The 22,293-nt window shown below is 40.6% G+C and carries 20 protein-coding genes, 1 tRNA gene and 1 other annotated feature; of the genes, 4 read left to right on the forward strand and 17 right to left on the reverse strand.

Annotation, left to right across the window (positions count from 1 at the left end):
• Positions 1–582 precede the first annotated feature (582 nt).
• Genes HMPREF9706_RS03070 through HMPREF9706_RS09245 form a run of 3 tightly spaced genes read right to left on the reverse strand, consistent with a single transcriptional unit; the run spans position 583 to position 2,287 of the window.
• Positions 583–1,446, reverse strand: a complete 864-nt coding sequence (locus tag HMPREF9706_RS03070; RefSeq protein WP_006907911.1) for a glycosyltransferase family 8 protein — start codon at positions 1,444–1,446, stop codon at positions 583–585.
• Between the two features lie 23 nt (positions 1,447–1,469).
• On the reverse strand, positions 1,470–1,958 hold the full coding sequence (locus tag HMPREF9706_RS03075) for a prolyl-tRNA synthetase associated domain-containing protein (protein WP_006907912.1): 489 nt from the start codon (positions 1,956–1,958) through the stop codon (positions 1,470–1,472).
• A gap of 17 nt (positions 1,959–1,975) precedes the next feature.
• Positions 1,976–2,287, reverse strand: coding sequence for a GNAT family N-acetyltransferase (locus HMPREF9706_RS09245; RefSeq protein ID WP_006907913.1), 312 nt, complete (start codon positions 2,285–2,287; stop codon positions 1,976–1,978).
• Positions 2,288–2,620: 333 nt separating this feature from the next.
• Between HMPREF9706_RS09245 and HMPREF9706_RS03085 the strand changes: the two genes are divergently transcribed.
• The 3 genes from HMPREF9706_RS03085 to HMPREF9706_RS03095 all read left to right on the forward strand — a co-directional run bounded on the left by HMPREF9706_RS03085 (position 2,621) and on the right by HMPREF9706_RS03095 (position 6,150).
• On the forward strand, positions 2,621–3,880 hold the full coding sequence (locus HMPREF9706_RS03085; protein ID WP_006907914.1) for an amidohydrolase family protein: 1,260 nt from the start codon (positions 2,621–2,623) through the stop codon (positions 3,878–3,880).
• Between the two features lie 133 nt (positions 3,881–4,013).
• Positions 4,014–4,658, forward strand: a complete 645-nt coding sequence (locus tag HMPREF9706_RS03090; RefSeq protein ID WP_006907915.1) for a queuosine precursor transporter — start codon at positions 4,014–4,016, stop codon at positions 4,656–4,658.
• Positions 4,648–6,150, forward strand: a complete 1,503-nt coding sequence (locus HMPREF9706_RS03095; RefSeq protein ID WP_006907916.1) for an amidase family protein — start codon at positions 4,648–4,650, stop codon at positions 6,148–6,150. The genes HMPREF9706_RS03090 and HMPREF9706_RS03095 overlap by 11 nt, the downstream gene beginning before the upstream one ends.
• Positions 6,151–6,160: 10 nt before the next feature.
• On the opposite strand, the gene HMPREF9706_RS03100 is transcribed toward HMPREF9706_RS03095, so the two are convergent.
• The 7 genes from HMPREF9706_RS03100 to HMPREF9706_RS03130 form a co-directional block, all read right to left on the reverse strand.
• Positions 6,161–6,808, reverse strand: coding sequence for a Maf family protein (locus HMPREF9706_RS03100; protein ID WP_006907917.1), 648 nt, complete (start codon positions 6,806–6,808; stop codon positions 6,161–6,163).
• A 14-nt stretch (positions 6,809–6,822) separates the two neighbouring features.
• Positions 6,823–8,364 carry a ribosomal protection-like ABC-F family protein gene (gene abc-f, locus HMPREF9706_RS03105; protein ID WP_006907918.1) on the reverse strand — a complete coding sequence of 514 codons (1,542 nt, stop codon included), beginning with the start codon at positions 8,362–8,364 and terminating at the stop codon, positions 6,823–6,825.
• 390 nt (positions 8,365–8,754) lie between these two features.
• Complete coding sequence (locus HMPREF9706_RS03110; RefSeq protein WP_006907919.1) at positions 8,755–9,177, reverse strand: cupin domain-containing protein; 423 nt, start codon at positions 9,175–9,177, stop codon at positions 8,755–8,757.
• A 94-nt stretch (positions 9,178–9,271) separates the two neighbouring features.
• Entirely contained in the window at positions 9,272–9,874 is a 603-nt protein-coding gene (locus HMPREF9706_RS03115; protein ID WP_006907920.1) for a DUF937 domain-containing protein, read from the reverse strand.
• Positions 9,875–9,950: 76 nt separating this feature from the next.
• Positions 9,951–10,694, reverse strand: coding sequence for a cyclase family protein (locus tag HMPREF9706_RS03120; RefSeq protein ID WP_040444562.1), 744 nt, complete (start codon positions 10,692–10,694; stop codon positions 9,951–9,953).
• 122 nt (positions 10,695–10,816) lie between these two features.
• Positions 10,817–11,659, reverse strand: coding sequence for a carboxylating nicotinate-nucleotide diphosphorylase (gene nadC, locus HMPREF9706_RS03125; protein ID WP_231285829.1), 843 nt, complete (start codon positions 11,657–11,659; stop codon positions 10,817–10,819).
• Between the two features lie 135 nt (positions 11,660–11,794).
• Positions 11,795–13,075, reverse strand: coding sequence for an HlyC/CorC family transporter (locus HMPREF9706_RS03130; RefSeq protein ID WP_006907923.1), 1,281 nt, complete (start codon positions 13,073–13,075; stop codon positions 11,795–11,797).
• Positions 13,076–13,407: 332 nt separating this feature from the next.
• On the opposite strand from HMPREF9706_RS03130, the gene HMPREF9706_RS03135 reads away from it, so the two are divergent.
• The gene (locus HMPREF9706_RS03135) at positions 13,408–13,953 is read left to right on the forward strand and encodes a hypothetical protein (RefSeq protein ID WP_006907924.1); all 546 of its coding nucleotides are present in this window, start codon (positions 13,408–13,410) and stop codon (positions 13,951–13,953) included.
• 221 nt (positions 13,954–14,174) lie between these two features.
• Here the strand turns inward: HMPREF9706_RS03135 and HMPREF9706_RS03140 are convergent.
• From HMPREF9706_RS03140 to HMPREF9706_RS03170, 7 genes are all read right to left on the reverse strand, one after another.
• Positions 14,175–14,246 (reverse strand) — tRNA-Arg (locus HMPREF9706_RS03140).
• 196 nt (positions 14,247–14,442) lie between these two features.
• Positions 14,443–15,783 (reverse strand): branched-chain amino acid transport system II carrier protein, encoded by a 1,341-nt coding sequence (brnQ, locus tag HMPREF9706_RS03145; RefSeq protein ID WP_006907925.1) that lies wholly within the window; start codon positions 15,781–15,783, stop codon positions 14,443–14,445.
• 59 nt (positions 15,784–15,842) lie between these two features.
• Positions 15,843–16,072: a binding site (T-box leader), on the reverse strand.
• Between the two features lie 72 nt (positions 16,073–16,144).
• Positions 16,145–17,074, reverse strand: a complete 930-nt coding sequence (locus HMPREF9706_RS03150) for an ABC transporter ATP-binding protein (protein ID WP_006907926.1) — start codon at positions 17,072–17,074, stop codon at positions 16,145–16,147.
• Positions 17,067–18,131: an ABC transporter ATP-binding protein gene (locus HMPREF9706_RS03155; RefSeq protein ID WP_006907927.1), complete on the reverse strand. Its 1,065-nt coding sequence runs from the start codon at positions 18,129–18,131 to the stop codon at positions 17,067–17,069. The genes HMPREF9706_RS03150 and HMPREF9706_RS03155 overlap by 8 nt, the downstream gene beginning before the upstream one ends.
• Before the next feature lie 11 nt (positions 18,132–18,142).
• A complete protein-coding gene (locus HMPREF9706_RS03160; RefSeq protein WP_006907928.1) occupies positions 18,143–19,063 on the reverse strand; it encodes an ABC transporter permease in 921 nt (306 codons plus the stop codon).
• Positions 19,063–19,995, reverse strand: a complete 933-nt coding sequence (locus tag HMPREF9706_RS03165) for an ABC transporter permease (RefSeq protein WP_006907929.1) — start codon at positions 19,993–19,995, stop codon at positions 19,063–19,065. Before HMPREF9706_RS03165 ends, HMPREF9706_RS03160 begins: the two co-directional genes overlap by 1 nt.
• 178 nt (positions 19,996–20,173) lie before the next feature.
• On the reverse strand, positions 20,174–21,784 hold the full coding sequence (locus tag HMPREF9706_RS03170) for a peptide ABC transporter substrate-binding protein (RefSeq protein ID WP_006907930.1): 1,611 nt from the start codon (positions 21,782–21,784) through the stop codon (positions 20,174–20,176).
• Between the last annotated feature and the right edge of the window lie 509 nt (positions 21,785–22,293).

A 22,293-nucleotide genomic window follows, 5' to 3' on the forward strand; every position in this document is an offset into this window, starting at 1 on the left:
ATCATTGATGTTTGAATATATTCAACAACTCTTTTTTAAAATGAAAATTATATCAATAATTCCAATTGTTTTGAGCCGACCTTAATACTGACCGTTATAGACTTAAATTTCTAATAAAACAAAATCTTATTCTATTTATTAAATGAGTTACTTTTCTTATATAAATATTTTAAAAATAATCTAAGATTTGTTTCTTAGCAGACAGGTTTAACATTATGTTCGACCGTTAAGCTATAGCCTTAAAACAGGCAATAAAAAAACCAATCCCACAGCCGTGGTCAAAGGACAGTTGGCGCACATCAAAGGCTTGGCGCTTTAGCGCTTAGACTTTGAGTAGCCAGCTGAGCCAAGGAGACTTCCTTAGAAGGCTCCTGGCGGTCCACCACTGCTGTAGGATTGGATTTTTTTATTAGCCAGTAAAAGGCCATGGCTTTCTCACCCAAAGTAATCATTTATTGAAGGCTCTAGGCGGTCCGCCACAGCAGAGGAAGGGTTCTGTATTTGAAATACATTTTCAGATTGGAAAATCATAACCTATTGACTTAATTTTTATACGCCAGCGAAAAGGCTACCGCTTACGCATTAATGGCTGTCGTCGCCTTTGAATTGCACATAGTGTGAAGGCAAAGGCAGCTTTTGATAATGCTTGTATAGCCCTGTAAAGTAATTATAACCGGAATCAAGCCAAGGCTTCTTACGACCACAAAAATGGAGGATAGCCGTATGATCCATCACCCAAGACAAGTCATTATCTCCCCCACTTCGCAAAAGATAAATGGGATAAAAACGAGGATCAAAATTCCACAAAGTATCATCGATTTCCAACGAATGCTTACCATAAAGAATATTAAACACATCTTGGTCCGGATAGATGAGTTCCTGGTCTTTTGATTCAATCAAATCAAAAATAGCTGCTTGCTTCACCTCTAGCCGCATTCGATCTAAGTCCATTAATAGTACACCCGTATTAAAAAATGCATGGTCTGTCTTAAGGCGAACATTATTAACACCCTTTGACAAGTTCAAAATGCCATTATGCGAAGCCGCTGCAAAGATCTTACCTTGAAGATCCATTTTCCATAAGGCGTCTAGGGGGTTAATCACTAGGATATCCGGATCTAAATATAAGACTCGCTTCAAAGATTTAGGTAGAAAATCTCCTGCCAACAAGCGATAATACATGGCAATTGGATAACGATCGGTGGTCTTTGAACCTGAAAAGACCTGTTCTTCTAATGAAATATCCTGCCAAAGACAGCCCAACCCTTGACAGAAGACTTTTAAATCCTCTAACAGATACTCGTCCATTTGGTCATGCAGAAACCAAAAACGAATCGCAAAATGACTATTCGTCAATGCTAGAGATTTTGCTAGGGTCTTAAAAGGACCAACATAGCCCGCATCAAAAGTTACTAAAATATCTAAGCCTTCACGTTCATTCGACATACACTTACTCCTTACTCATTCGACTAAAGTTCAATAATATGAGCAGGATGTCCAATTGATTCTAAGAAATCAAGCAGGTCCTGCCTTGCTATAAAGATTGTTTTCTCATTGGTATTGGGGTGAAAAGACATTCTAGATTGATCCATAATTTCTTGGTCAATATATACCTTGATGTCATGCTCTTCATTATTCAATAGCCCAAAGGGAGAAACCACTCCAGCCGGTAGATGCATCTTTTCCATCAAAGACTCCTCTGAAGCCATACGAATTTTCTTCTCCCCTACCAGCTCCTTAAAAAGATCCATGTCTAGACGCTTTTTATCGTCCATAATTAACAAATAATAAGCCGTCTTCTTGCGGTTGGTTAAAAACATGGTCTTAGTCCGAACCCCTTCAATACCTTCAATATAGGAATCGGCTTCTTCAGTGGTTAATGCTGGTGGATGTTCTACGATTTGATAATCCATTGATAATTCCGCTAATTTATCAACCACTGCTTGATACAAATCCATTTTACTTCAACTCCTTATTAAAATTTCCATTCCGACCTTAATACACCATACTTCATACTGTCATAGTAATAACCTTTCCAATAACGCACTTGACGAATGCGACCTTCTTCTTTGAAACCAATCTTACCTGCCAAAGCCATCATCGCTGGATTACCCGACCAAGTCGTTAAGCCGATATGATTAATGCTAGGAAAGGCTTCAAAAGTCTGACCAACCCACTTCGTCAGGGCTTGAGTGCCAATTCCTTTTGACCACAGGCCATCGGCATAAATCACAATCCCCACTTCCATCCAACGCGTTTTTTGGCTTTCCCAATAGCGAGAAACCATACCAACCAATTCCCCCTTGATAAAAAACAGCCTGAACATTGGAACTTAAGAAAAATTTTGCTAAATCACTTTCGATAAATGTTTTTGAATCCGAATAAGCTTGATATTCTTCAAAATAAGGGGCATTCGTCTTGGTCCATGCTGGATCGGCTTGTGAAAAACCTAGCTGCCAGAGTGCCTCAAGATCAGTTGATCTAAAGGGTCTTAATTGAACAGTCATAGATCCACTCCTTCTCAGTTATTTCTGATATTATATCATTTTTTTAAGTGGAGATCCGCTTGAGATCCCCTTCATCTTGAGCTATCATAAAATAAAAGAAACGGAGGTAAGCTATGTCTACAAAATATATCAATGCGCATATCTATGGACACCCTCAAGCCCAGGAAATCCTTGTCAAAGATGGCAAATTCCAAGCTTTTGGGAAAGATTTACAAGAAGCTGATGAAGTGGTTGATTTAAAAGGACGCTTTGTCATTCCCCCTTATGTGGATTCGCATCTGCACCTAGACTATTATTTTACCGGGCAGGATCCAAAAGTGAAAAACGAGTCTGGTACCTTATTTGAAGCCATCGACTTATGGAATAATTATAAAAAAGGGACCAGCTACGAGGAAATGAAAGCTCGAATGAAACAATCCATTAAAGATGTTGTATCCTACGGTACCCAATATATCCGAGCTCAAACAGACTGTACCGATCCTAATCTGACAGGTATCAAGGCAGCCATTGCTATCCGAGAAGAATTAAAAGACCTAGTAACGATTCAAGTCGTTGCCTTCCCTCAAAATGGCATGTACTCCTATTGTGAAGCTGGAAAGACGGGTCGAGATTTAGTTGAAGAAGCCCTTCAACTCGGAGCAGACTGTGTCGGCGGAATCCCTCACAATGAATGGTGCCGAGAAGATGGAGAAGCTTCAATCAAAGAAATTGTTCGATTGGCTATTAAGTACAATAAGCTCATTGATGTCCATTGTGATGAAACGGATGACGACCAAGCTCGGTTCTTAGAGCTACTAAATGCCCAAGCCCTTAAACAAGGCTATGGTCGCCTGACCACTGCCTCTCATACTTGTTCCTTTGGCTCTGCCAATGATTCCTATGCCTTTCGTATGATGGGGCTCTTCAAACAATCAGGAATTAATTTTGTAGCTTGCCCAACAGAGAATCTTTTCCTTCAAGGTCGTCAAGATACCTATCCAAAGCGGCGTGGTTTAACTCGTGTTAAGGAGTTTGTCGATAATCAAATTAATGTCGCCTTCGGACAAGATTCGATTGTTGACTTATGGTATCCTGCAGGCTCTGGTAACATGATGAATATTCTCGACAATGGAATTCATGCTAGCCAATTAATGCGCGAAAGCGACTTCGACCATAACTTAGACCTTATCACTTATAACGGTGCCAAACTCATGGGACTTGAAGCGGAATATGGCCTTGAACCGGGTAAACCGGCTAACTTCATTGTCCTCGATGCTGATTCAGCCTTCGATGCCCAAAGAAGACGGGTAGAATGCCTGGCCTCTATCCGCCAAGGCCGCTTCCTCTTCCAAAAAGCTTGGCCAAGTTATCAAATCGAACTTAAATTAGATTAAACATACCGCGACTAATTAACTTTTATCATAGACAGTTCATTAACACCATCCTGTCTCAAAACAAAACTAGGGAAGGCGCCTCTAGTTCAAGTGGCGCCTTTTTTGGTGGAATACTTAATTAAAGGAAGATACCATGAAAAAACAACGACTCTTAACCCTATTGCCCTTGCTCTATGCGGCCTATGCCAGCTCACTTTTAGCTATGAATCTCTTAGCAACTAAACAATTCGACCTCTGGCAATTTACCGTAACAACTGGAATTTTAGTTTCGCCCATTGCTTTTATCATTCAAGATTTAGCAACAGAAGTATTTGGTTTTCGCATTGCTAAAAGGATGATTCTAACCGGCTTTGTCATCCTAATTGTAGCTAGCCTAGTCTATCAATTAGCTATCCTCATTCCGCCATCTAACTTTTGGTCCAATCAAGCAGCTTTTGCTAGTATCCTATCGACTACCTTGAGAATTTCTTTGGCCTCACTAACGGCTTATTTGGTCGGATCTTTGGTCAACGCTAAGATTATGGACCAACTCAAACGAGGCTACCCAGACTCGCTCTTCTTTAGAGCCATTACTTCCACAATCTTTGGTCAATTACTCGACAATTTACTTTTTGCCTTTCTAGCCTTTTGGGGAGTGTTACCTCTATCGGCTTTAATATCGATGGTCATTGGTGGAACACTTTTTGAGACGATCTATGAAATTGTTCTTTACCCATTAACACGCTTATTAATCCGTCTTAGTCAAAACTATTTAGGAGATGAAATCGATGCTATTTAGCCACGACGCTACTTATTATGGACAAGGGATTAAAGAAGGCCAATGGTCTTGCCTTGAATTAACCCAAGCTTGCCTAGCAAATACAGAAAAATTAGACCCCCTCCTCAATGCGATCACCGAAGTCTATACAGAGTCTGCAATTGAACAAGCTAAAGCCCGTGACTTAACCTTAGCTAAACTCAATCATCAAGAACGCCAAAATCTATCCCCATTCTATGGACTCCCTTATTTGTTAAAGGATCTCGGCCAATTCTTCCAGGGGCATCCCACTACTGCTGGATCTAGCCTGCTCTTAAAAGACCGCGCCTCTCAAACAGACCTAGCCTTACAACAGGGACAAAAAGCTGGACTCGTCTATTGGGGGCGGTCCAATGTCCCAGAATTCGGCTTAAAAACTGTTTCTGATTCCAAGTACTTTGGAAAAGTTGCCAATCCTTTAAACTTAGCTTATAACCCAGGGGGCTCTTCTGGCGGAGCAGCGGCAGCGGTTAAGTCTGGCATGGCACCGATTGCGGCTGCATCCGATGCAGGTGGATCCATACGAGTCCCGGCCTCCGATACTGGTCTAATCGGTTTAAAGCCTAGTCGGGGACGGATTGCTCAAGGCCCTAGTCGCTATCGTCCAGTCAATGGTCTAGCCACTCAACTGGTACTGGCTAAATCCGTTCGTGATATTTTTAATGCGCTGAAAGTCTTCCAATCAGACCAGCTTACAGCCATACACCACTTGCCTGTCATTCAAGAATCTCTCTTACATCCTCTAGACCGTCCCTTAAAAATCGCCTACTCAAGCCAAGATCCACGTGGAAACAAACTTAGTAACCAAGCTAAAAAAGCTCTTAAAAAGGCTGTGTCAAGTCTTCGTGACCTAGGTCATGAAGTCATTGAAATCGATCTTCCCGTTGATTACGACGCAGTAATGGCGGCCTACTACACCATCATGGCAACGGAAACAGGTTACTTAGTGCATCAACTTGAAAAAAAAGGTCAGTCCATTGACTTTGAAGCACTGGATCCACTAACTTGGGTGACTTACCAACTGGCAGACCAAATGCCTGCTAGTGCTTATATTCACTTTGCTGGTCAACAAGATCAATGGGTAGAAAGCATGCAAATGCTGCTTCAAGATTGGGATCTATTCCTAACTCCAACTTGTTCAGCCCCTGCTGTAAAGAATAGCGACCTCGTCTATCCACAAGGACTTCTCGATCAAATTCAAGCCATGAAAAGTATGAGCTTCCAACAAAAATGGCAAGTTGCTAATAACGCCTTTGATTTTACCTATCTAAGAACCTCTTATTGCCCGCTACTCAATATTACAGGACAGCCTGGAATTTCCTTGCCAATCTATCAAGATGAAACGGGGCTTGCCATGGGCGTACACTTCACAGCAGCGGTCGGAAAGGAATACCTTCTGCTTCAAATAGCCCAAGCGCTAGAAGCCCAAGGTAAGCTTCATGCAGAAATATGCAAGCTTATAGAACCTGCTTAATGAAGAGCCATTAGACAAAGAAGCTTTTTCCAAAATTCAAGCGTCTGCTTAATTCGGCGACTGGAAGTCCAATCACCGTGTGAATATCTCCCTCAATACTTGCCACAAAACGAGGGTCTAATTCTTGAATCCCATAAGCCCCAGATTTATCGAGACAGGATCCACTTTGAATATAGGCTCGAATCGGGGCTTCTAAGTCTGGATAGTAAGGAACAAAGGTAACTGCCGTCACACAGTAGAAGCTATCTAAATATTCTTTCTGTCGCATACATACCGCCGTGATGACATAATGCGTCTTTCCAAAATAGGACCGTAACATACTATAGGCCTCTTGATCATCCTTCGGCTTATGATAAATCTGATCATGATGAACAACCACAGTGTCCGCTGCGATATACAAACAAAGTTCCTTTAGGTCATTCCCAATCTTTTCCTTGGCAATCTCACAACAGGTCTTAGCCACCCGCTCAATATAAGGATCTTGCTGATATTTTGCCATATAGCGTTCTTCAATCGCTCTTTCATCAAGCGATTCGACCAAGACCTGAGGCCTTAAAAAATCTAATAGTTCACGTCGGCGTGGCGACCCACTCTTAAGAATGACTTCTTGATAGGAATTCAGCTGGCCCTCTTTTTGATAATCATAGACCGTTTGCATTATTTATCTCCTCGCTATTTCTTATACTTTGAATTTTCTTTTAACCTTTTAATCTGATCTTGCAATTGGCGAATTTCGGTTAAAGATACCTCTGGATTGCTAATGGCTTCCTGAAGTTTAAATTGCAACAAGGACAAAGTTTGCTGTGATCTGTCAGAATAGTCTGTATCTTGCTGCTCATTTAATAATTGCTGATTTTTTATATAATATTTTCGATTAACACACTCTTTTATAAATTTCTGATCATGCGATACCAACACAAAGGTCCCAAGATATCTTTTTAAAAACGCCTCTAATTCTTGCAAAGTTGGCAAATCTAAATAATTAGTCGGTTCGTCCAGAAATAACAGATGGTGGTCTGCTAAAAGCACCTTGGCCAAGCTTAAACGAACCCGTTCACCGCCAGATAAGGTCGATATCCTTTGATCTAGTTTATCTATATTAAAACCTAAACCTGCTAATAAATTACGAACCAAGGTCATTGACTGCAGACTATCTTGGGTCACATTTTCTAAGATAGACTGATTGAGATTCAATTGGTCAAAATTCTGTGAGAAATACCCCACTGATAGTTGATCATAATAATAGCCTGGAAGACTTCGACTAACCATCCCTTTCAAAAAAGTCGTCTTACCCGCTTTATTCGGTCCTAACAGACCAATCTTATCTCCTTTTTGAAGTTTAAAGTGCTGCAAATGAAAAAGTAGTTTATCATCAACTTGGACGTCAACATCTTGAAGATGAATCAAGGTGTTCGATGGATCTGACAAATGCCCCAGAGCTTTCAAGGTATAGCGGTTTTCTTTGGCCGGCTTGGGCACTTTTTCTAAGCGATTCATCCGTCGTTCTAAGGCCTTAGCTGACTTAGCCATCGCCTTCTCCTGAGCATCATACTTGCCAGCAAAGTTATTGACCTTATAATCAGACCAGGAAATGCTCGCTTTTTTCTTTTTAAAAGATCGGGCTCGATCTAAGCGTTTTTGGGCACTTGCTTGCAGTCTCTGTAGCCGATTTTGATATTGATAATAATCCTGCCACTGCTTCGCCCTTTCACTTTTTTGAAGGCTCAAATAATCCGTATAATTGCCTTTATAAATGCTTAATCTTCTTTGTTCGATCGCCCAAATCCAATCAACCGTTTGATCCAAAAAATCACGATCATGAGAAACCATTAAAACGGCCCCCGGGTAATCTTTCACTTCTTGAATCAGGCAATTTTTATGGTCTAGGTCAAGGTTAGCAGTCGGTTCGTCTAGGATTAATAGGGCCTTAGGGTTGGCAAAAAGAGGCTTTAAAGCAGCCATGGTCGCCTCGCCACCGGATTGGGGGCTGGGAGCTTGTATCTGGGGAAGGTAGTCTGCTGGAACACGTAGATCGATCTCACCTTGATAATCCATATCCATCCCCATAATCATCCGCAATAATGTCGACTTTCCCGACCCATTAGCCCCCACTAAACCAATTCGATCCTGTGGTTGAACCAATAGACGGTCAATTTCAAGGATTAATTCTGCCTGCCATACTTTTTTTATGTGATTTAACTCTAAAATAGCCATTTTTAGGACTCCTTTCTGGATCATTGCACCACAACATCCAAAGAGCTGCCTAAAAATGGCTAATAAAAAAGACATGGTTAACTTAACCATGAGCTTTAGCGCATAAAATCCCCTATATAATCAGGATTCTTTAGCCAGCTCCTTAGTTAAGTCCTAAATTCATGTCGACTACCTCTACTTTCTTTGATTAAACTTATTATAAATTCCATGCGCCAAAATGTAAAGGCTTTACTCCATAATACGTCCCTATTATTTTCTGGGAGTGTAAGTATACCAAATTACCCCAACTTCAATCGTAAAAAAGAAGCCGCGATCTAAAATCACAGCTTCCTTCAAGTCTATTGAATCTTGGCTAATCGATTAGCCTAGTCCATCTTCTTATATTAACAATTAATGTTCGTTTGGATCATCTTTGGCATCTTGGTGAGTCTTATGAACCGTACCTGGTACATGATCAGGACCAGCATAGATGGTATAAAGCTTCAAAGGCTCATCGCCGGTATTCGTCACATTGTGCCACTTATCAGCGGGAACAAAGATCGCATCATCAGGACCCACTTCTTGTTCAAAGGTCAACTGATCTTCTGCATCTCCCATTTGGCAGAATCCCTTGCCGGCTTCAATTCTTAAGAATTGATCAATGCCATGGTGCACTTCTAGACCAATGTCATCGCCCACCGCAATCGACATCACCGTGACTTGTAACTCATCTCCCGTCCAGATTGTCGTCCGGTAGTTTTCATTTTCCTTAGAATAGTCCTCAATATTTAAAACTTGAGGTTCTTTTCCGTGATCTTTGTAATCAAATGTCATGAAAATCCACTCCTTTTAAATAATTTGGATAATACTATCCGCTTTCAGCTTGTCAAAGCCTAAAAGAAAATTCAAAGAATATCCCTCACCAAAACTAACGAATCAAATCTAAAATCGTATCTAAAAGGCCACCCGATGATTGAGAATCAGTGTCCTTAGAACCTAATAATTTATCAAAGATTGACCCACTGGCTTGACTGGCCTCACGCGCTTTACGTGCTAATTGGTCGGTCTCTTTTTTTAAGCCTTCATTATCAAGTTGATTTTTACGCCGTTGGTCTGCCAAATATTTTAACACCATGGGCGCGATCAAGATTAGAACACGCTTGACTGCTGCAGGTTCAATTCCTAGTGTATCTGCGATCCGATTAATAATCGAGTCCTTATCCTTAAAGACATGACCTAGAACCTTATCGCCTTCCACTTCATCCGCTTGGTTCAACAAATCATCCGGACTTTGATAGTGGTCTAAAACTTGTTCATGCTGATTTAATGCTTCTGAAAAAGACTCTAATCCTTCCGGCGTTTGATTGTTATGATTCATTCCTTGAAGAATCGCTGGAAGTCCAAGCGAAAGAATCTTCCCAATACTTCCCTTATCAATTCCTGATTTGGCAGATAAGCTGTCTAAACTTGGTAAATCTTGGCTGTTGGTCAATAGATCAACCAAACCACCTATTTGATCAAAAATTCCCATTCAATCTCCTCCTTGTCTTTAAGACTAAGTTAAGGGTTTTAAAGCGAGATTGCAAGTAATACGCTCACAAAGATTGCTATTCCAGCTCATCCCACACTGCAATCACTTCAGCTGGAAAAGCCACCGCATCCTTGATATGTGGACAATTAATCATAATCATGGCACCTGAAGCAGGAACCAAGTCCAAATTAGCCATCACTTCGACTTGGAATTTATTCTCATTAAGCCAATAGCGTTGGGCCACCAAATCCCCAGCTTGGGCAGCTTGAGGACCAGCATCCGTATTCAAGGTCTCATGCCCAATCGCTGTAATCTGCCGGTCACGACTTAAGAATTCCAAAGCTTCTAGCGACCAGCCTGGAGTCACCTCTACACCTTCCTCGTTCTCATTGGTAAAATCAGCCTGAGAATGAATCCGTGGGTACCAGCGTGATGAGAAAGCCACAAAGGCACCCGCTGGAATCCGACCGTACTCTGCCTCATAATCAAGAATGTCCTGTACCGTTACAGCATAGCCTGAATCTTGGGCTACCTTGTCTTCAAGGTGCAAGACATATAAAGGTAAATAGCGTTCTTTTAAAGGGATCTCGCTTAAGATACGACCTCCAGCCATAAAATGAGCTGGAGCATCAATATGAGTTCCATGAGAAGTCCCTAAAGTATACTCTCGATTATCCGATCCCGTTTCTTCCAGAGTCGTAAGGATTCGCTCTTTTAAAGGGTTAAAGGCTTGATATATCGCCATATCCGAAGATACATCATGCGTCAATGATTGCCATTTTTTTGATTTAAGAACTTGTAATAATTCTTGTGTATTCATCAATGAATTAACCTCTTTCATTTATCATCTTTTTAACTAGTTTACACGATCTAACCAATGATTTCATCCTTGTAAAACAAGGTATGTTTATCAAAAACCATTCATTCAATCAAGCAACTAAGTTAGATCACTCGAAAGTGCTTCATACTTAAATCCAATATACCAGCCGAGTGCGTAATGGCCCCTGAAGAAATATAATCCAGGCCCAAATGTGCCAGATCTTGACAATTATCCAAAGTAATATTCCCAGATGCTTCTACAATTGCACGACCATCAATTCGTTGAAGAGCTTCTGTCATCTGCTCAATGGACATATTATCCAACATGATGATATCAACCTTAGCTTGAAGGGCTTGATCAACCATCTCTAAATTTTCAACTTCCACTTCGATCTTATGCATATAGGGATCTTGCTGCCTAACCAATTCAACCGCAGGCAAAATACCACCCGCCGCTGCGATATGATTATCCTTCAACATTATCAAGTCCGATAAGCCAAAACGGTGATTATATCCTCCTCCGACTCGTACGGCATACTTTTCTAATCGACGTAGTCCCGGTGTCGTCTTCCGCGTATCCATTAATTTAATGCCGGTATTATCTAATGCGGTCACAAACCGATGGGTCGCTGTCGCAATACCAGAGAGCCGTTGGATAAAATTCAAGGCTAGCCGTTCGCCAGTCAACAAGGTCGTTGCTAGCGCTGAGACTGTTACTAAGACTTGCCCCGGTTGAATGCTTGCTCCTTCTTCAATCCGCCAGTTAAACTTTGTATCTTCTTGTAGGCTAGAAAACACCGCTTCAAAAATCGACTGGCCACAAAATATCCCCGCTTCTTTGGCTATTAAATCCACCTGTCCAGACTGACCTTTAAAGATAGCCTGACTCGCTAAATCCCCATACGGGGCATCTTCTCGTAACCCTCGACGGATCAATGCTTGGATCTCTTCTTGATCTAAAAACACCACCCACACTCCCTTTCCTTAAAAATAGTATATCATAGGCCTATGAAACTCGTCCTCCTTAAAAAAACACCCGCCCTTCCAGCAAGGCTAGAAAGGCAGGACCTTATCGAGCGACAACGATTCGTCACTCATTTCTTAATCTAGATGGGTTAAAAGCTCTGTTTGAAGGACTGCATCAAGAATTTCTACCCCTTGACGGTCATCTTCCAGAACCTTAAAGTTCCATTCCCCGACGCTAAAGTGGTCTCCTTTTTCGGGTATTTTGGCCAAATGATGCATGGCGAAACCATTAATCGTATGGTAAAGCCCCTTTTCAATTTGGGGCATATGTAATAAGGCGAAGGCCTTCTCAATCGAACAGGATCCATTGAACTGATAATGTTGGTCTGGAATCATAACTTCATAATCATTGATAATGACTTCATCTTCATCCCATATCTCCCCAACTAAGGCTTCCAGGACATCTTCCATGGTTACGATTCCCATCACACCCCCATGTTCATCGCGGACAACCGCCATATGGACTTTTTGCTTTTGCATCTTATGCAATAAACGGGCTAAAGTCATTGTTTGAGGTATAAATAGAACATCCGACAAAATACTTTCTAGGTTCGCCGTTGGATCAGCTTCTAACTTAGCTCTTAAATAACGGTTAAAATCACGTTCATGTAAAACACCTAAGATATGATCAATCTGATCTTCATAAACAAGCAGACGCGAATAAGGATGGGCCATAAAAGTCTCATCGATGACTTGATCTGAATCTGCAATATCAACCGCCACTATATCAACCCTTGGTGTAAGAATCGAAGCAACTGTCCGATCATCAAAATTAATCGCCGCCTTAACTAATCGATGCTCATCCTTTTCAATACTTCCACCCAAACGAGCTTCATCCACCATAAATAGGAGTTCCTGCTCCGAGATTCCGGCTTGAGCTTGCAAGGGAAGGATTCTTTGAATAAATTTTTGCCATTGATTGATTAGCCAAACCAATGGTTTTAACAGAAACATAATCGCTTTTAGGAAAGGAGCTGATAACTTTGCAATGGATTCCGGTGCTAACTTTGCGATGAGTTTAGGCGTAATTTCAGAACAGAGTAATAAAATAATGGTCGTCAAAATCGTTGATAGGGTGGCCCCTTGCTTAGGAAACCAGGCCAATAAAACCACCGTTGCAATCGCTGAAGCTCCAATATTAACAATATTATTACCAATCAAAATCGTCGATAACAGGGAGTCAAACTGAGACTGCAAGGCTAAGGCTCGTTTTGCTTTTTTATCCCCTAGATCTGCTTCATTTTTTAATCGAATCTGATTTAATGAGGTAAAAGCGGTCTCTGACGCTGAAAAATAAGCTGAAAACAATACGAAAGCAATAAATAACAAGATACTCCCGACATAAGAGTCATCCATTGAACAATTCCTCCCAAAAATTTTATTGATATTATCTCACCTAACTTTATCATATCACTAGTTATTTGTCCTATTTAAAAGCTATTTGTTCAAAAATAAAAAGCGATACTGTAAAAGCCCAATGAGATAATAATAGGTCACTGGAATAAGACGTCCTCATCTTAATTGATTTCTAAAATGGCCTATTCCAATTTAAATCGAAAAAATGAACGACAATGATAATTCGATTAAAATTATATGGCAAAAAAATAATATTCAGTATATAATTGATACATGGAGGTTTATTTGATTTTTACCTTGTTTACAACGCATAAGTGTGAAAGGAGCTTACGATGAAACCACTAAAGTCCCTAATAAGTATTTGCCTGTTGCTGTTAACATTCAACTTAAGAGTCTTTGCGGCTGAAGATACTGTTTACTTAACCGATCAAGCGGAAAGTCCCATCCAACAAGTGCAATTTAGCGATTCCCAAATTTATCTAACGATCAATTTGGATTCACAAGATGGTCGTGGATTGATAATCCGCCTTCTTAACGCGACAGATGCAGTCACCAGCCAACTCAATCCTGAAGCTAATCAAGCAGACATTGAGAAAAAGCAGAAAGAGTTAGGTTTAGACTACCAGAGTAAGAAAGATCTGCTTGACATCCAGGATAATACCCGTGTCTCTGAGGTGATTGACCAACTTGAATCCTTAACCCCAGGGATCTACCCTTATTTCTCTAAAGATGGTCAAGTAATTCTTAAGATCAGCCAAGCAGACATCAAAAAAGACGATCAAAAGCTCATTATTTCTTTGTTTAATAATCCATTGCTCGAATTTAACCTTGAGAATGATAGTCTGATCTATGATGACGTGACGCTCAATAAAGAATAAATAATGTGATTTTAAAATAAACAAGGGTTAATGGAAGCATAAAACTTCCACTAACCCTCTTTTTCATGCTAAAGCATTCATCAAATCAATAAAGTCAATTCCAGAGACTAGGCTATCATCGCTTTAAATGTTATATCAAAAAAAAGCAATCTGATATTGCCTGATTTTACAATTGGATCATAAAGCTTGTTTGATATAGATCCTTAATATTCCATTCCTAATATCGCCGGAGGGAATCGAACCCCCATCTAAAGAACCGGAATCTTTCGTGATATCCATTACACTACGGCGACCCAACAACATATATTTTATAATACGCTATATTTACCCTATTTTCAAGAGTCTCTTTAACTTTCATCCAATAATTCTGATTCTCCTCTTCCAATAATAGTCATACTCCTGAATTAAACTAAAAAAAGACAAGGCATTTTAAGCCTTGTCTCTTCAAAAGGCAAGTGTATTGATAGAACTTTGAAAAGCACTATCTTCCTAAAGCTCCTCAACCGCTGGAACACGGTTAAAAACAACCAACAGTTTTTGTACAAGCGTCACCAACACGACAGCCAATAGCGTTGGCACAAGCCAAGAAAGTCCTTTGTTAGATAGCGGCATCGATGCTCCTAATTGAGTCAGCAAAGGCAAGCGAAGGTTAAAGGTGTGATACAACATATCAATGAAAGGTAGTACTACCGAGATAAAAGCAGCCACTTGATAAGTTAATTTTGAATAATTAAGTCGATCATGACTGATTCCCATAACAATTAATACTAATGCTACAGGATAGATGACGGTCAATACTGGTACCGAGAAAGCCAACAACTTGTTAAGACCAAAATTCGCAATTAAAAAGGAAAATAGTGTCCAGATATAGACCCATGTTTTATAGGATAATTTTTCATTGAATAATTTATAAAAATATTCGCCCCCGCTAGTTATCAAACCGACACAAGTCGTTAAGCAGGCTAAGGTGAAAATCATCGCCAATAGAACAACCCCAAAATTACCCAAGGCTAATCGAATAGAATCTGTTAAAACAACCGCTCCATTCTCTGCTCCTGGAATGCGAGCCGAACTGAGGGCTCCAATATAACTTAAACACGCATATACCGCAAATAAGACCGCTCCCGCCAATAAACCTGCTTTGACCGTATAACGAGTAACTTCTTTCTTATCTTTGATGCCAAAACGTTGAATGACTAATGCAACCACAAAACCAAAGTTCAAAGCTGCGACCGCATCCATCGTGTCATAACCTGATAAGAATCCTTTAATCACCGCATTATCTGCATAATCTCCCACTGGCGTACTCACTTGCGAAGGAAGAAAGACAATTTTGATAAACATTAAGAAAATGAGTCCCAATAAAGTGGGTGTCAAATACTTACCTACTCGTCTTACCAACTCGTTTGGCTTAAGGCAAATCCATAAAGCAACCCCGAAGAAGACGAGGGTGTATAAAAAACGAGCCAAGCTAACATTCACTTGTTGACCCAGATAAGGGGCAATTGCCATCTCAAAAGGAACACTCCCTGCCCTAGGGATTCCTAAGCCTGGTCCAATCGAAAGATAGATCGCTGTCGTAAATACCAAGGAGAATAAAGGACCTACCCGATTCGCTAAATTAGTCAAACCGTCTGTCTTACCAACTACAATCGCTCCAACTACTGGGAAAACAACCGCCGTCACAGAAAACGCCAGGAGCGCTAACAGTGTTTGATTCCCCGCTTGATTACCCAGCAAAGGTGGAAAAATCAAGTTTCCTGCTCCAAAAAATAATCCAAACAACATGATCGAAACTTGCCAAAATTGGCTTCTAGATAACTTATTCATAAGCTTCCTCCTAAATCTATTTCAATTTAACCCATAAAAAAAGCCCTTTGTCACGAATGACAAAGGACGAAAAATTCCGCGTTACCACCTTTATTCTTATGTTTCCATAAGCGCTCAAGCATCCAACAATGCCGAGTATCGATAACGCCTACCAGAGCGGCAGATCTTACTCTTATTCAGACCCGCAAGAAGAAAAATGATTTTCGTCTAAATGAGAAACACAAGCTCACACCCACCGCTTATTCTCTGAGCATTCTCATTAAGCTACTCTTTTTTTCATAATTTTTTAATCGTTAATTGATGCTCTTATTCTACCAAGCCCAAGACAGACTGTCAATTCCATTTTTGAATATAATTTATTTTATTCGTTAACCAATCCCACTTCTTTCAACCAACGCTCAAATTGAGCTTCAGTCGCATAAACCGAGTGCCCTGGTTGAACCTGAAAAGACTGTACAGGATCTGTCACTTCTTCATGCTGATAAGGCACACGAATTCGTTTTTTCTCACTAATAGGATCTGGTTGCGGAACCGCAGATAAGAGCGACCGAGTATATGGATGCACCGCATGATGATAGATCTGATCGGCGTCGCCCATCTCAACAATCTTACCTCGGTACATGACAGCGATCCGATCTGAAATATATTTAACCATGGACAAGTCATGGGCAATAAATAAATAAGTCAGGTTCTTATCTTTTTGCAGACGTTTCATTAAGTTAACGACTTGTGCTTGAATCGAAACATCTAAAGCTGAGATCGGTTCATCAGCAATAATAAACTGTGGTTCTAATGATAAGGCCCGAGCGATGCCAATCCGTTGACGTTGACCCCCAGAGAACTCATGAGCATACCGATTGGCATGTTCACGGTTAAGTCCCACACTTTCTAATAGCTGTCCAATGACTTCCATCCGTTCTTTTTTATTCTTATGCAAACCATGGATATCGAAGCCCTCTCCAATAATCTCTGCCACTGTCATTCTGGGGTCGAGCGAGGCGTATGGATCTTGAAAGATCATTTGCATATTTTTTGCCACTTCTTTGGGAGAGACTTTGGCTCCTTGACCATTCACTAATTTGCCATCATAGTAGACTTGACCATCCGTAATATTATAAAGTCCAATAATCGAGCGACCGGTAGTGGACTTTCCACTCCCTGACTCACCAACCAATCCAAGAACTTCCCCTTCATAAATATCAAAGGAAACATCATCTACGGCTTTAACCGTCTGCCCTGATTTAGAAAAATATTGCTTCAGGTTCTTTACTTCCAGTAATTTTTTACGCATCGGTTAAAACTCCTCCCTCTTCTTGAACAAATCGGTCGATTCGTCTTTGAATAATTTCTGGCACTTGAACTTTTGGCGCTTGGGGATGCAAGAGCCATGTCTTAGCATAATGATAGTCGTTTACTTTAAACATCGGTGGTTCTTGTTCATAATCAATTTTCATGGAATAGCGATTTCGAGGTGCAAAAGCATCGCCTTTAGGCGGATTAATCAGATTAGGGGGTGCCCCAGGAATCGTATAAAGCTCTTCACTATCATCACTTTCTAGGTCCGGCATTGATCCTAATAAGCCCCAGGTATAGGGGTGTTTTGGATTATAGAAGATTTCATTAACATCACCATATTCAACAATCTGACCCGCATACATGACCGCAACACTATCAGCCACATTCGCCACGACCCCTAAGTCATGCGTAATAAAGATCATCGAGCTACCAGTCTTTTCTTGGATATCCGCCATCAATTCCAAGATTTGAGCTTGGATTGTCACATCAAGAGCCGTCGTCGGCTCATCCGCAATTAATAGTTGCGGTTCTGCGGCTAAGGCAATCGCAATGACAACCCGTTGCCGCATTCCTCCTGAAAACTCGTGCGGATATTGGTCGAACCGTGCTTTTGGATTTGAAATGCCTACCAATTCGATAAGTTCAAGTGCGCGTTTGCGAGCATCAGCGGCCGAAACATCCTTACGGTGATGAGTAATCACTTCGGTAATTTGTTTGCCGATTTTAATCGTTGGATTTAGAGCGGTCATTGGGTCTTGGAAGATCATGGCGATTTCATTGCCTCGAACATGAGTCATTTCCTTCTCGGATAACTTCAATAAATCACGGTCATTAAAAAGGATCTCTCCTGAATCATATTGACCTGGTGGTTGTGGGATCAAACGCATAATCGCATTGGAAGTCACACTTTTACCAGACCCCGACTCGCCAACAATGGCCAGCGTTTCTCCTTTTTTTAGAGAAAAGTCCACACCGCGAACAGCTTGCACACGACCCGCAAAGGTCTTAAAAGACACAGCAAGGTCCTTTACTTCTAAAATAGTTTCAGTCATGGTCTTTCCTCCTATTTTCTTAATTTTGGATCTAAGGCATCACGAAGCCCGTCACCTACCGCGTTAAAAGCGAAGATCGTCAGTGAGATCAATAAGGCTGGGAACAGTAGTCGCCAAGGAGCCGTTAGAATTGCCTTAGCCCCCTCTGAAGCCATCGTCCCCCATGAAGACATAGGCGGCGTAACCCCCAGACCCAAGAAGCTTAAATACGATTCGGTAAAAATAGCCCCAGGGACAGATAGCGTCATTTGAACAATGATTATTCCCATCGCATTAGGAACCAAGTGACGACGAATCAAATGTCCTGTACTCGCCCCTAAGGTCCGAGCCGCTAAAACATATTCTTGATTCTTTAAAGACAGGACTTCGGTCCGAACAATTCGCGCCATTGAGATCCAACCCGTAATGGTCATAGCCGCAATCATTGGTACTAGACCCTGCTTCATAACAACTAAAAGCATGATAACGATTAGAAGATAGGGAACCGCATTGAGCACATCACAGATACGCATCATCAAGTTATCCACCTTACCACCTGCAAGCCCTGCGATACTTCCGTAGACAACACCAATTAAGACATTGACCAAGGCAGCCGACAAACCGATAAAGAGAGAAATTCGTGCACCCACCCAGGCTCTGACAAAGATATCACGGCCTAAATTATCCGTTCCAAACCAGAACTGGCTACTAGGCGCAGCATTATATTGACTAGTCTGCTCACTATAAGTATAAGGCGAAAAGATTGGAACAAAGATAGCCATCAAGGCTACAAGCACCAGAACGACTAAGCCAAACATGGCTAATTTATTTTTCTTAAAGGTTAAAAATACTTCCTGCCAGAAAGATACGACTTTATCACTTAGAACGTCAGTCTCTGATTCTGTAATTCCCACTAATTGGAAGTCATCGTTTGAAAATACTTTTTCTTCCATTACTTATCAGCTCCTTCTAAGTCAATTCGTGGATCAATCAAGGCGTTTAAAACATCAACAAGAATAATCATTCCTAATAGAACGATCGCATAAAAGACAGTGACACCCATAATAACGGTATAATCCCGATTATTAATACTAGTCACAAAATGGCGACCTAGACCTGGAATTGAGAAAATATTCTCAATCACGAAGGTCCCAGTTAATACACCAGCTGTTAGTGGACCTAAATAAGTTACCACAGGAAGTAAAGCGTTCCTTAAAGAATGCTTGAAGACAATCTGCCAACGACCTAAGCCCTTAGCATGAGCTAGCTTCACATATTCAGAAGTGTTTTGTTCCAACAGACCTGAACGAGTCATCTTGGCGATACTTCCCATATAAGTTAAGCCTAGGGCAAAAGTTGGTAGAACCGTATGCATAAAGGACTTCCAACCACTAATCGGTAAGAGTCCCAATTTTAATCCTAAGAAATACTGGGATAGACCCGCTAATACGAAGGAAGGAATCGAAATTCCCAAAACGGAAATAATGGTGGCTAGATAATCACCGGCACGATTATGATACATAGCGGCAATCACCCCTAATAAGATCCCTCCTCCTACGGAAATTAAGAGAGCTTGTAAACCTAGTTGAACCGACACAGGGAAAGACTCTCCGATCATATCATTAACAGACCGACCCCGATATTTCATAGATTCACCAAAATCAAAAGTCGCAACCTTTTTAACATAGTTACCATATTGTACATACCAAGGATCATCTAAACCATAAGCCTCGTTCAACTGTTGTTGAATCGCAGGAGTTATAACCTGTTGCTCACTTGCAAAGGGATTTCCAGGTGCAATCCGCATTAAGAAAAAGGTGACTGTCACAATCACTAAGAGTGTTATTAACGCATAACCGATGCGTTTTAAAATATATTTTAACATTTTATCCTCCTTTATTATCCACTCGCAAAATAAAACCTAAGCATGGGTGGATAATCTTATCCTTAGGTTATCCCAAGCATCGTTTAAACTTCATTGGCGTCCATACAATGAGTGGGTATCAAGTATAAAAGGCAACCTAGCAGAAGCTAAGTCGCCTAATTCTTAAAATCAGCCCGGTCTATTCTGCTTCTACATCAACAAATTTTAAGTTGATGTTTCCTAATGGATCTGGATGCATGTTCTTCACATGATCCTTACAAACTGAATTGTTAGTGTAGTAGTATAATGGGATAACTGGCATTTCTTCCATCATTAAGGCTTCAGCCTGTTTTAAGACATCCAAGCGTTCTGCTGAATCCGAGATCGTTGCCGATTTATCAATTAACGCCTTGAATTCATCATTTTCCCAACCGGTATCATTGTTACCTGTATCCGCTGTACGGTACATATCTAAGAAAGATACCGCATCGTTAAAGTCTGCAATCCAACCCAAACGTCCAACTTGGTAATCTAATTGAGTTAAACGATCAAGATATACTTGCCATTCGGTTGAATCAATTTCTGAATTAATGCCTAATTCACGTGCCCAACCTTCTTGAATGTATTGAGCAATGGCTGAGTGAGCTTCACTGTCATTGATTGAGATCTTAACGGTGATTGCACTTGGATCATCAATGCCTAATTCTTCCATTCCCTTAGCTAGATATTCTTTCGCTTTTTCAAAGTCCGCATCTTTCATGTAACCACGATCTTCTCCAAAACCTTCAACAGCTGGAGGTACGAGTCCTAATGCAGGTTCTTGACCACCCTTGGTAATATTTTCAACCAAACCTTTACGGTCAATCGCATTGGCTAAGGCTAAACGGATGTTCTTATTACCTGTCACTTCATCAGTTACATTAACCTTATACCAGTAAATCGCTGCATAAGGATTAGAATCTAAGTCGCCCGACTCTTTATAACGGTCGATATAATCAAGTGCTACTATACCATAAGGAGCTCCTAAATAATCTAGGTTCCCTGCTTCATATTCATTATTAGCCGTTGTTTCTGACTCAATAATTTGAACGTTCACACGGTCTAATGCCACATTATCGGCATCCCAATATTCTGGGTTCTTTTCTAGTGTATAGTGACTATTATGTGCCCACTCTGATAAGAGGAAAGCACCATTCGTCACATAATCTTCGCCCGCATCAGCTGCCCAATCCTTATTGGCTTCAACCGTTGCTTGATGAACTGGTTTGTAAGTATAGAATGCGGTTAACTCTAAGAAGTAAGGTGTCGCATTAACTAACTTAACTTCTAATGTAGAATCATCCAGCGCCTTCACTCCCACAGCATCCGCTTCACCTTCACCATGGTTATAAGCTTCAGCACCTTCAATCGGATAAAGGATTGACGCATATTGCGACATTGTTTCTGGATTTAAGACACGTTTCCAAGCAAATTCGAAATCGCTGGCCTTTACAGGATCGCCATTCGACCATTTGGCATCAGATCTTAGTTTAAAGGTATAGACTTTTCCGTCTTCGCTAACCTCCCAAGACTCTGCCACTCCCTCAATGACTTTGCCATCTGGATCTAATCCAGTTAAGCCTTCAAAGACATTCTTGATAACAGCTCCAGATGTACTATCCGTCGCCAAGCCTGGATCGATGGTTGGTGGCTCAGTGTTGATGGATAAGTTCAACTCTTTAGCCCCTTCAGCATGAACCGCTCCCGGCCAACTCACTAAATTCGACAAAGCAAGCATTAAGGCAAATAACATCTTTAATGTTTTCCTCATTAAATCCCCCCTCATTCATTTGTTTTTAATGTTTGATAGTAATATAAAGGTTAACAGACTTATTGTCAAGCTTTTTTAGAGATTTTATGAGTTTTTGATTAATTTTATTAAAGAAAGCGGTTAATTTATCAACTAAAAAAAGCTAACAGCAGCCAAAATATATTTGAAGATAAATCTCTTTATTATAATGCGTATTTCCTCTTAGTGCTTTTTTATTTCTACCATTATCTACAGAGCGTTCAAACTGATGGTGATAATCCAGTTAAATGCCAGGTCTCTTCTGGTTCTAGTTATTCATTCCTTAGATAGTAGAGCAATAAGCTTTCTGCCTTGTGCTAGACAGCAATAAAAATATTCACAAAAATTATCGTTAATGAATAACAATCGAGTGGTGTGTCCTTGGCTAAATACCAAAGATACACCACTCGATTCATTACCTAATAATATATCAATTTTAGATCTCGTTTCTTATTTTACTGATAGAAAATTATCGAGAGTACAAAAACTTT

The sequence above is a fragment of the Facklamia hominis CCUG 36813 genome (assembly GCF_000301035.1).
Classification (GTDB): domain Bacteria; phylum Bacillota; class Bacilli; order Lactobacillales; family Aerococcaceae; genus Facklamia; species Facklamia hominis.

Coding starts and splice junctions, on each gene's coding strand:
- HMPREF9706_RS03100 (WP_006907917.1), bottom strand. CDS start 6,808: ATGCAAACGGTCTATGATTATCAAAAAGAGGGCCAGCTGAATTCCTAT.
- HMPREF9706_RS03150 (WP_006907926.1), bottom strand. CDS start 17,074: ATGCGTAAAAAATTACTGGAAGTAAAGAACCTGAAGCAATATTTTTCT.
- HMPREF9706_RS03165 (WP_006907929.1), bottom strand. CDS start 19,995: ATGTTAAAATATATTTTAAAACGCATCGGTTATGCGTTAATAACACTC.
- abc-f (WP_006907918.1), bottom strand. CDS start 8,364: ATGGCTATTTTAGAGTTAAATCACATAAAAAAAGTATGGCAGGCAGAA.
- HMPREF9706_RS09245 (WP_006907913.1), bottom strand. CDS start 2,287: ATGGTTTCTCGCTATTGGGAAAGCCAAAAAACGCGTTGGATGGAAGTG.
- HMPREF9706_RS03120 (WP_040444562.1), bottom strand. CDS start 10,694: ATGAATACACAAGAATTATTACAAGTTCTTAAATCAAAAAAATGGCAA.
- HMPREF9706_RS03075 (WP_006907912.1), bottom strand. CDS start 1,958: ATGGATTTGTATCAAGCAGTGGTTGATAAATTAGCGGAATTATCAATG.
- HMPREF9706_RS03170 (WP_006907930.1), bottom strand. CDS start 21,784: ATGAGGAAAACATTAAAGATGTTATTTGCCTTAATGCTTGCTTTGTCG.
- HMPREF9706_RS03095 (WP_006907916.1), top strand. CDS start 4,648: ATGCTATTTAGCCACGACGCTACTTATTATGGACAAGGGATTAAAGAA.
- HMPREF9706_RS03135 (WP_006907924.1), top strand. CDS start 13,408: ATGAAACCACTAAAGTCCCTAATAAGTATTTGCCTGTTGCTGTTAACA.
- HMPREF9706_RS03155 (WP_006907927.1), bottom strand. CDS start 18,131: ATGACTGAAACTATTTTAGAAGTAAAGGACCTTGCTGTGTCTTTTAAG.
- brnQ (WP_006907925.1), bottom strand. CDS start 15,783: ATGAATAAGTTATCTAGAAGCCAATTTTGGCAAGTTTCGATCATGTTG.
- HMPREF9706_RS03130 (WP_006907923.1), bottom strand. CDS start 13,075: ATGGATGACTCTTATGTCGGGAGTATCTTGTTATTTATTGCTTTCGTA.
- HMPREF9706_RS03070 (WP_006907911.1), bottom strand. CDS start 1,446: ATGTCGAATGAACGTGAAGGCTTAGATATTTTAGTAACTTTTGATGCG.
- HMPREF9706_RS03110 (WP_006907919.1), bottom strand. CDS start 9,177: ATGACATTTGATTACAAAGATCACGGAAAAGAACCTCAAGTTTTAAAT.
- HMPREF9706_RS03090 (WP_006907915.1), top strand. CDS start 4,014: ATGAAAAAACAACGACTCTTAACCCTATTGCCCTTGCTCTATGCGGCC.
- HMPREF9706_RS03115 (WP_006907920.1), bottom strand. CDS start 9,874: ATGGGAATTTTTGATCAAATAGGTGGTTTGGTTGATCTATTGACCAAC.
- HMPREF9706_RS03160 (WP_006907928.1), bottom strand. CDS start 19,063: ATGGAAGAAAAAGTATTTTCAAACGATGACTTCCAATTAGTGGGAATT.
- HMPREF9706_RS03085 (WP_006907914.1), top strand. CDS start 2,621: ATGTCTACAAAATATATCAATGCGCATATCTATGGACACCCTCAAGCC.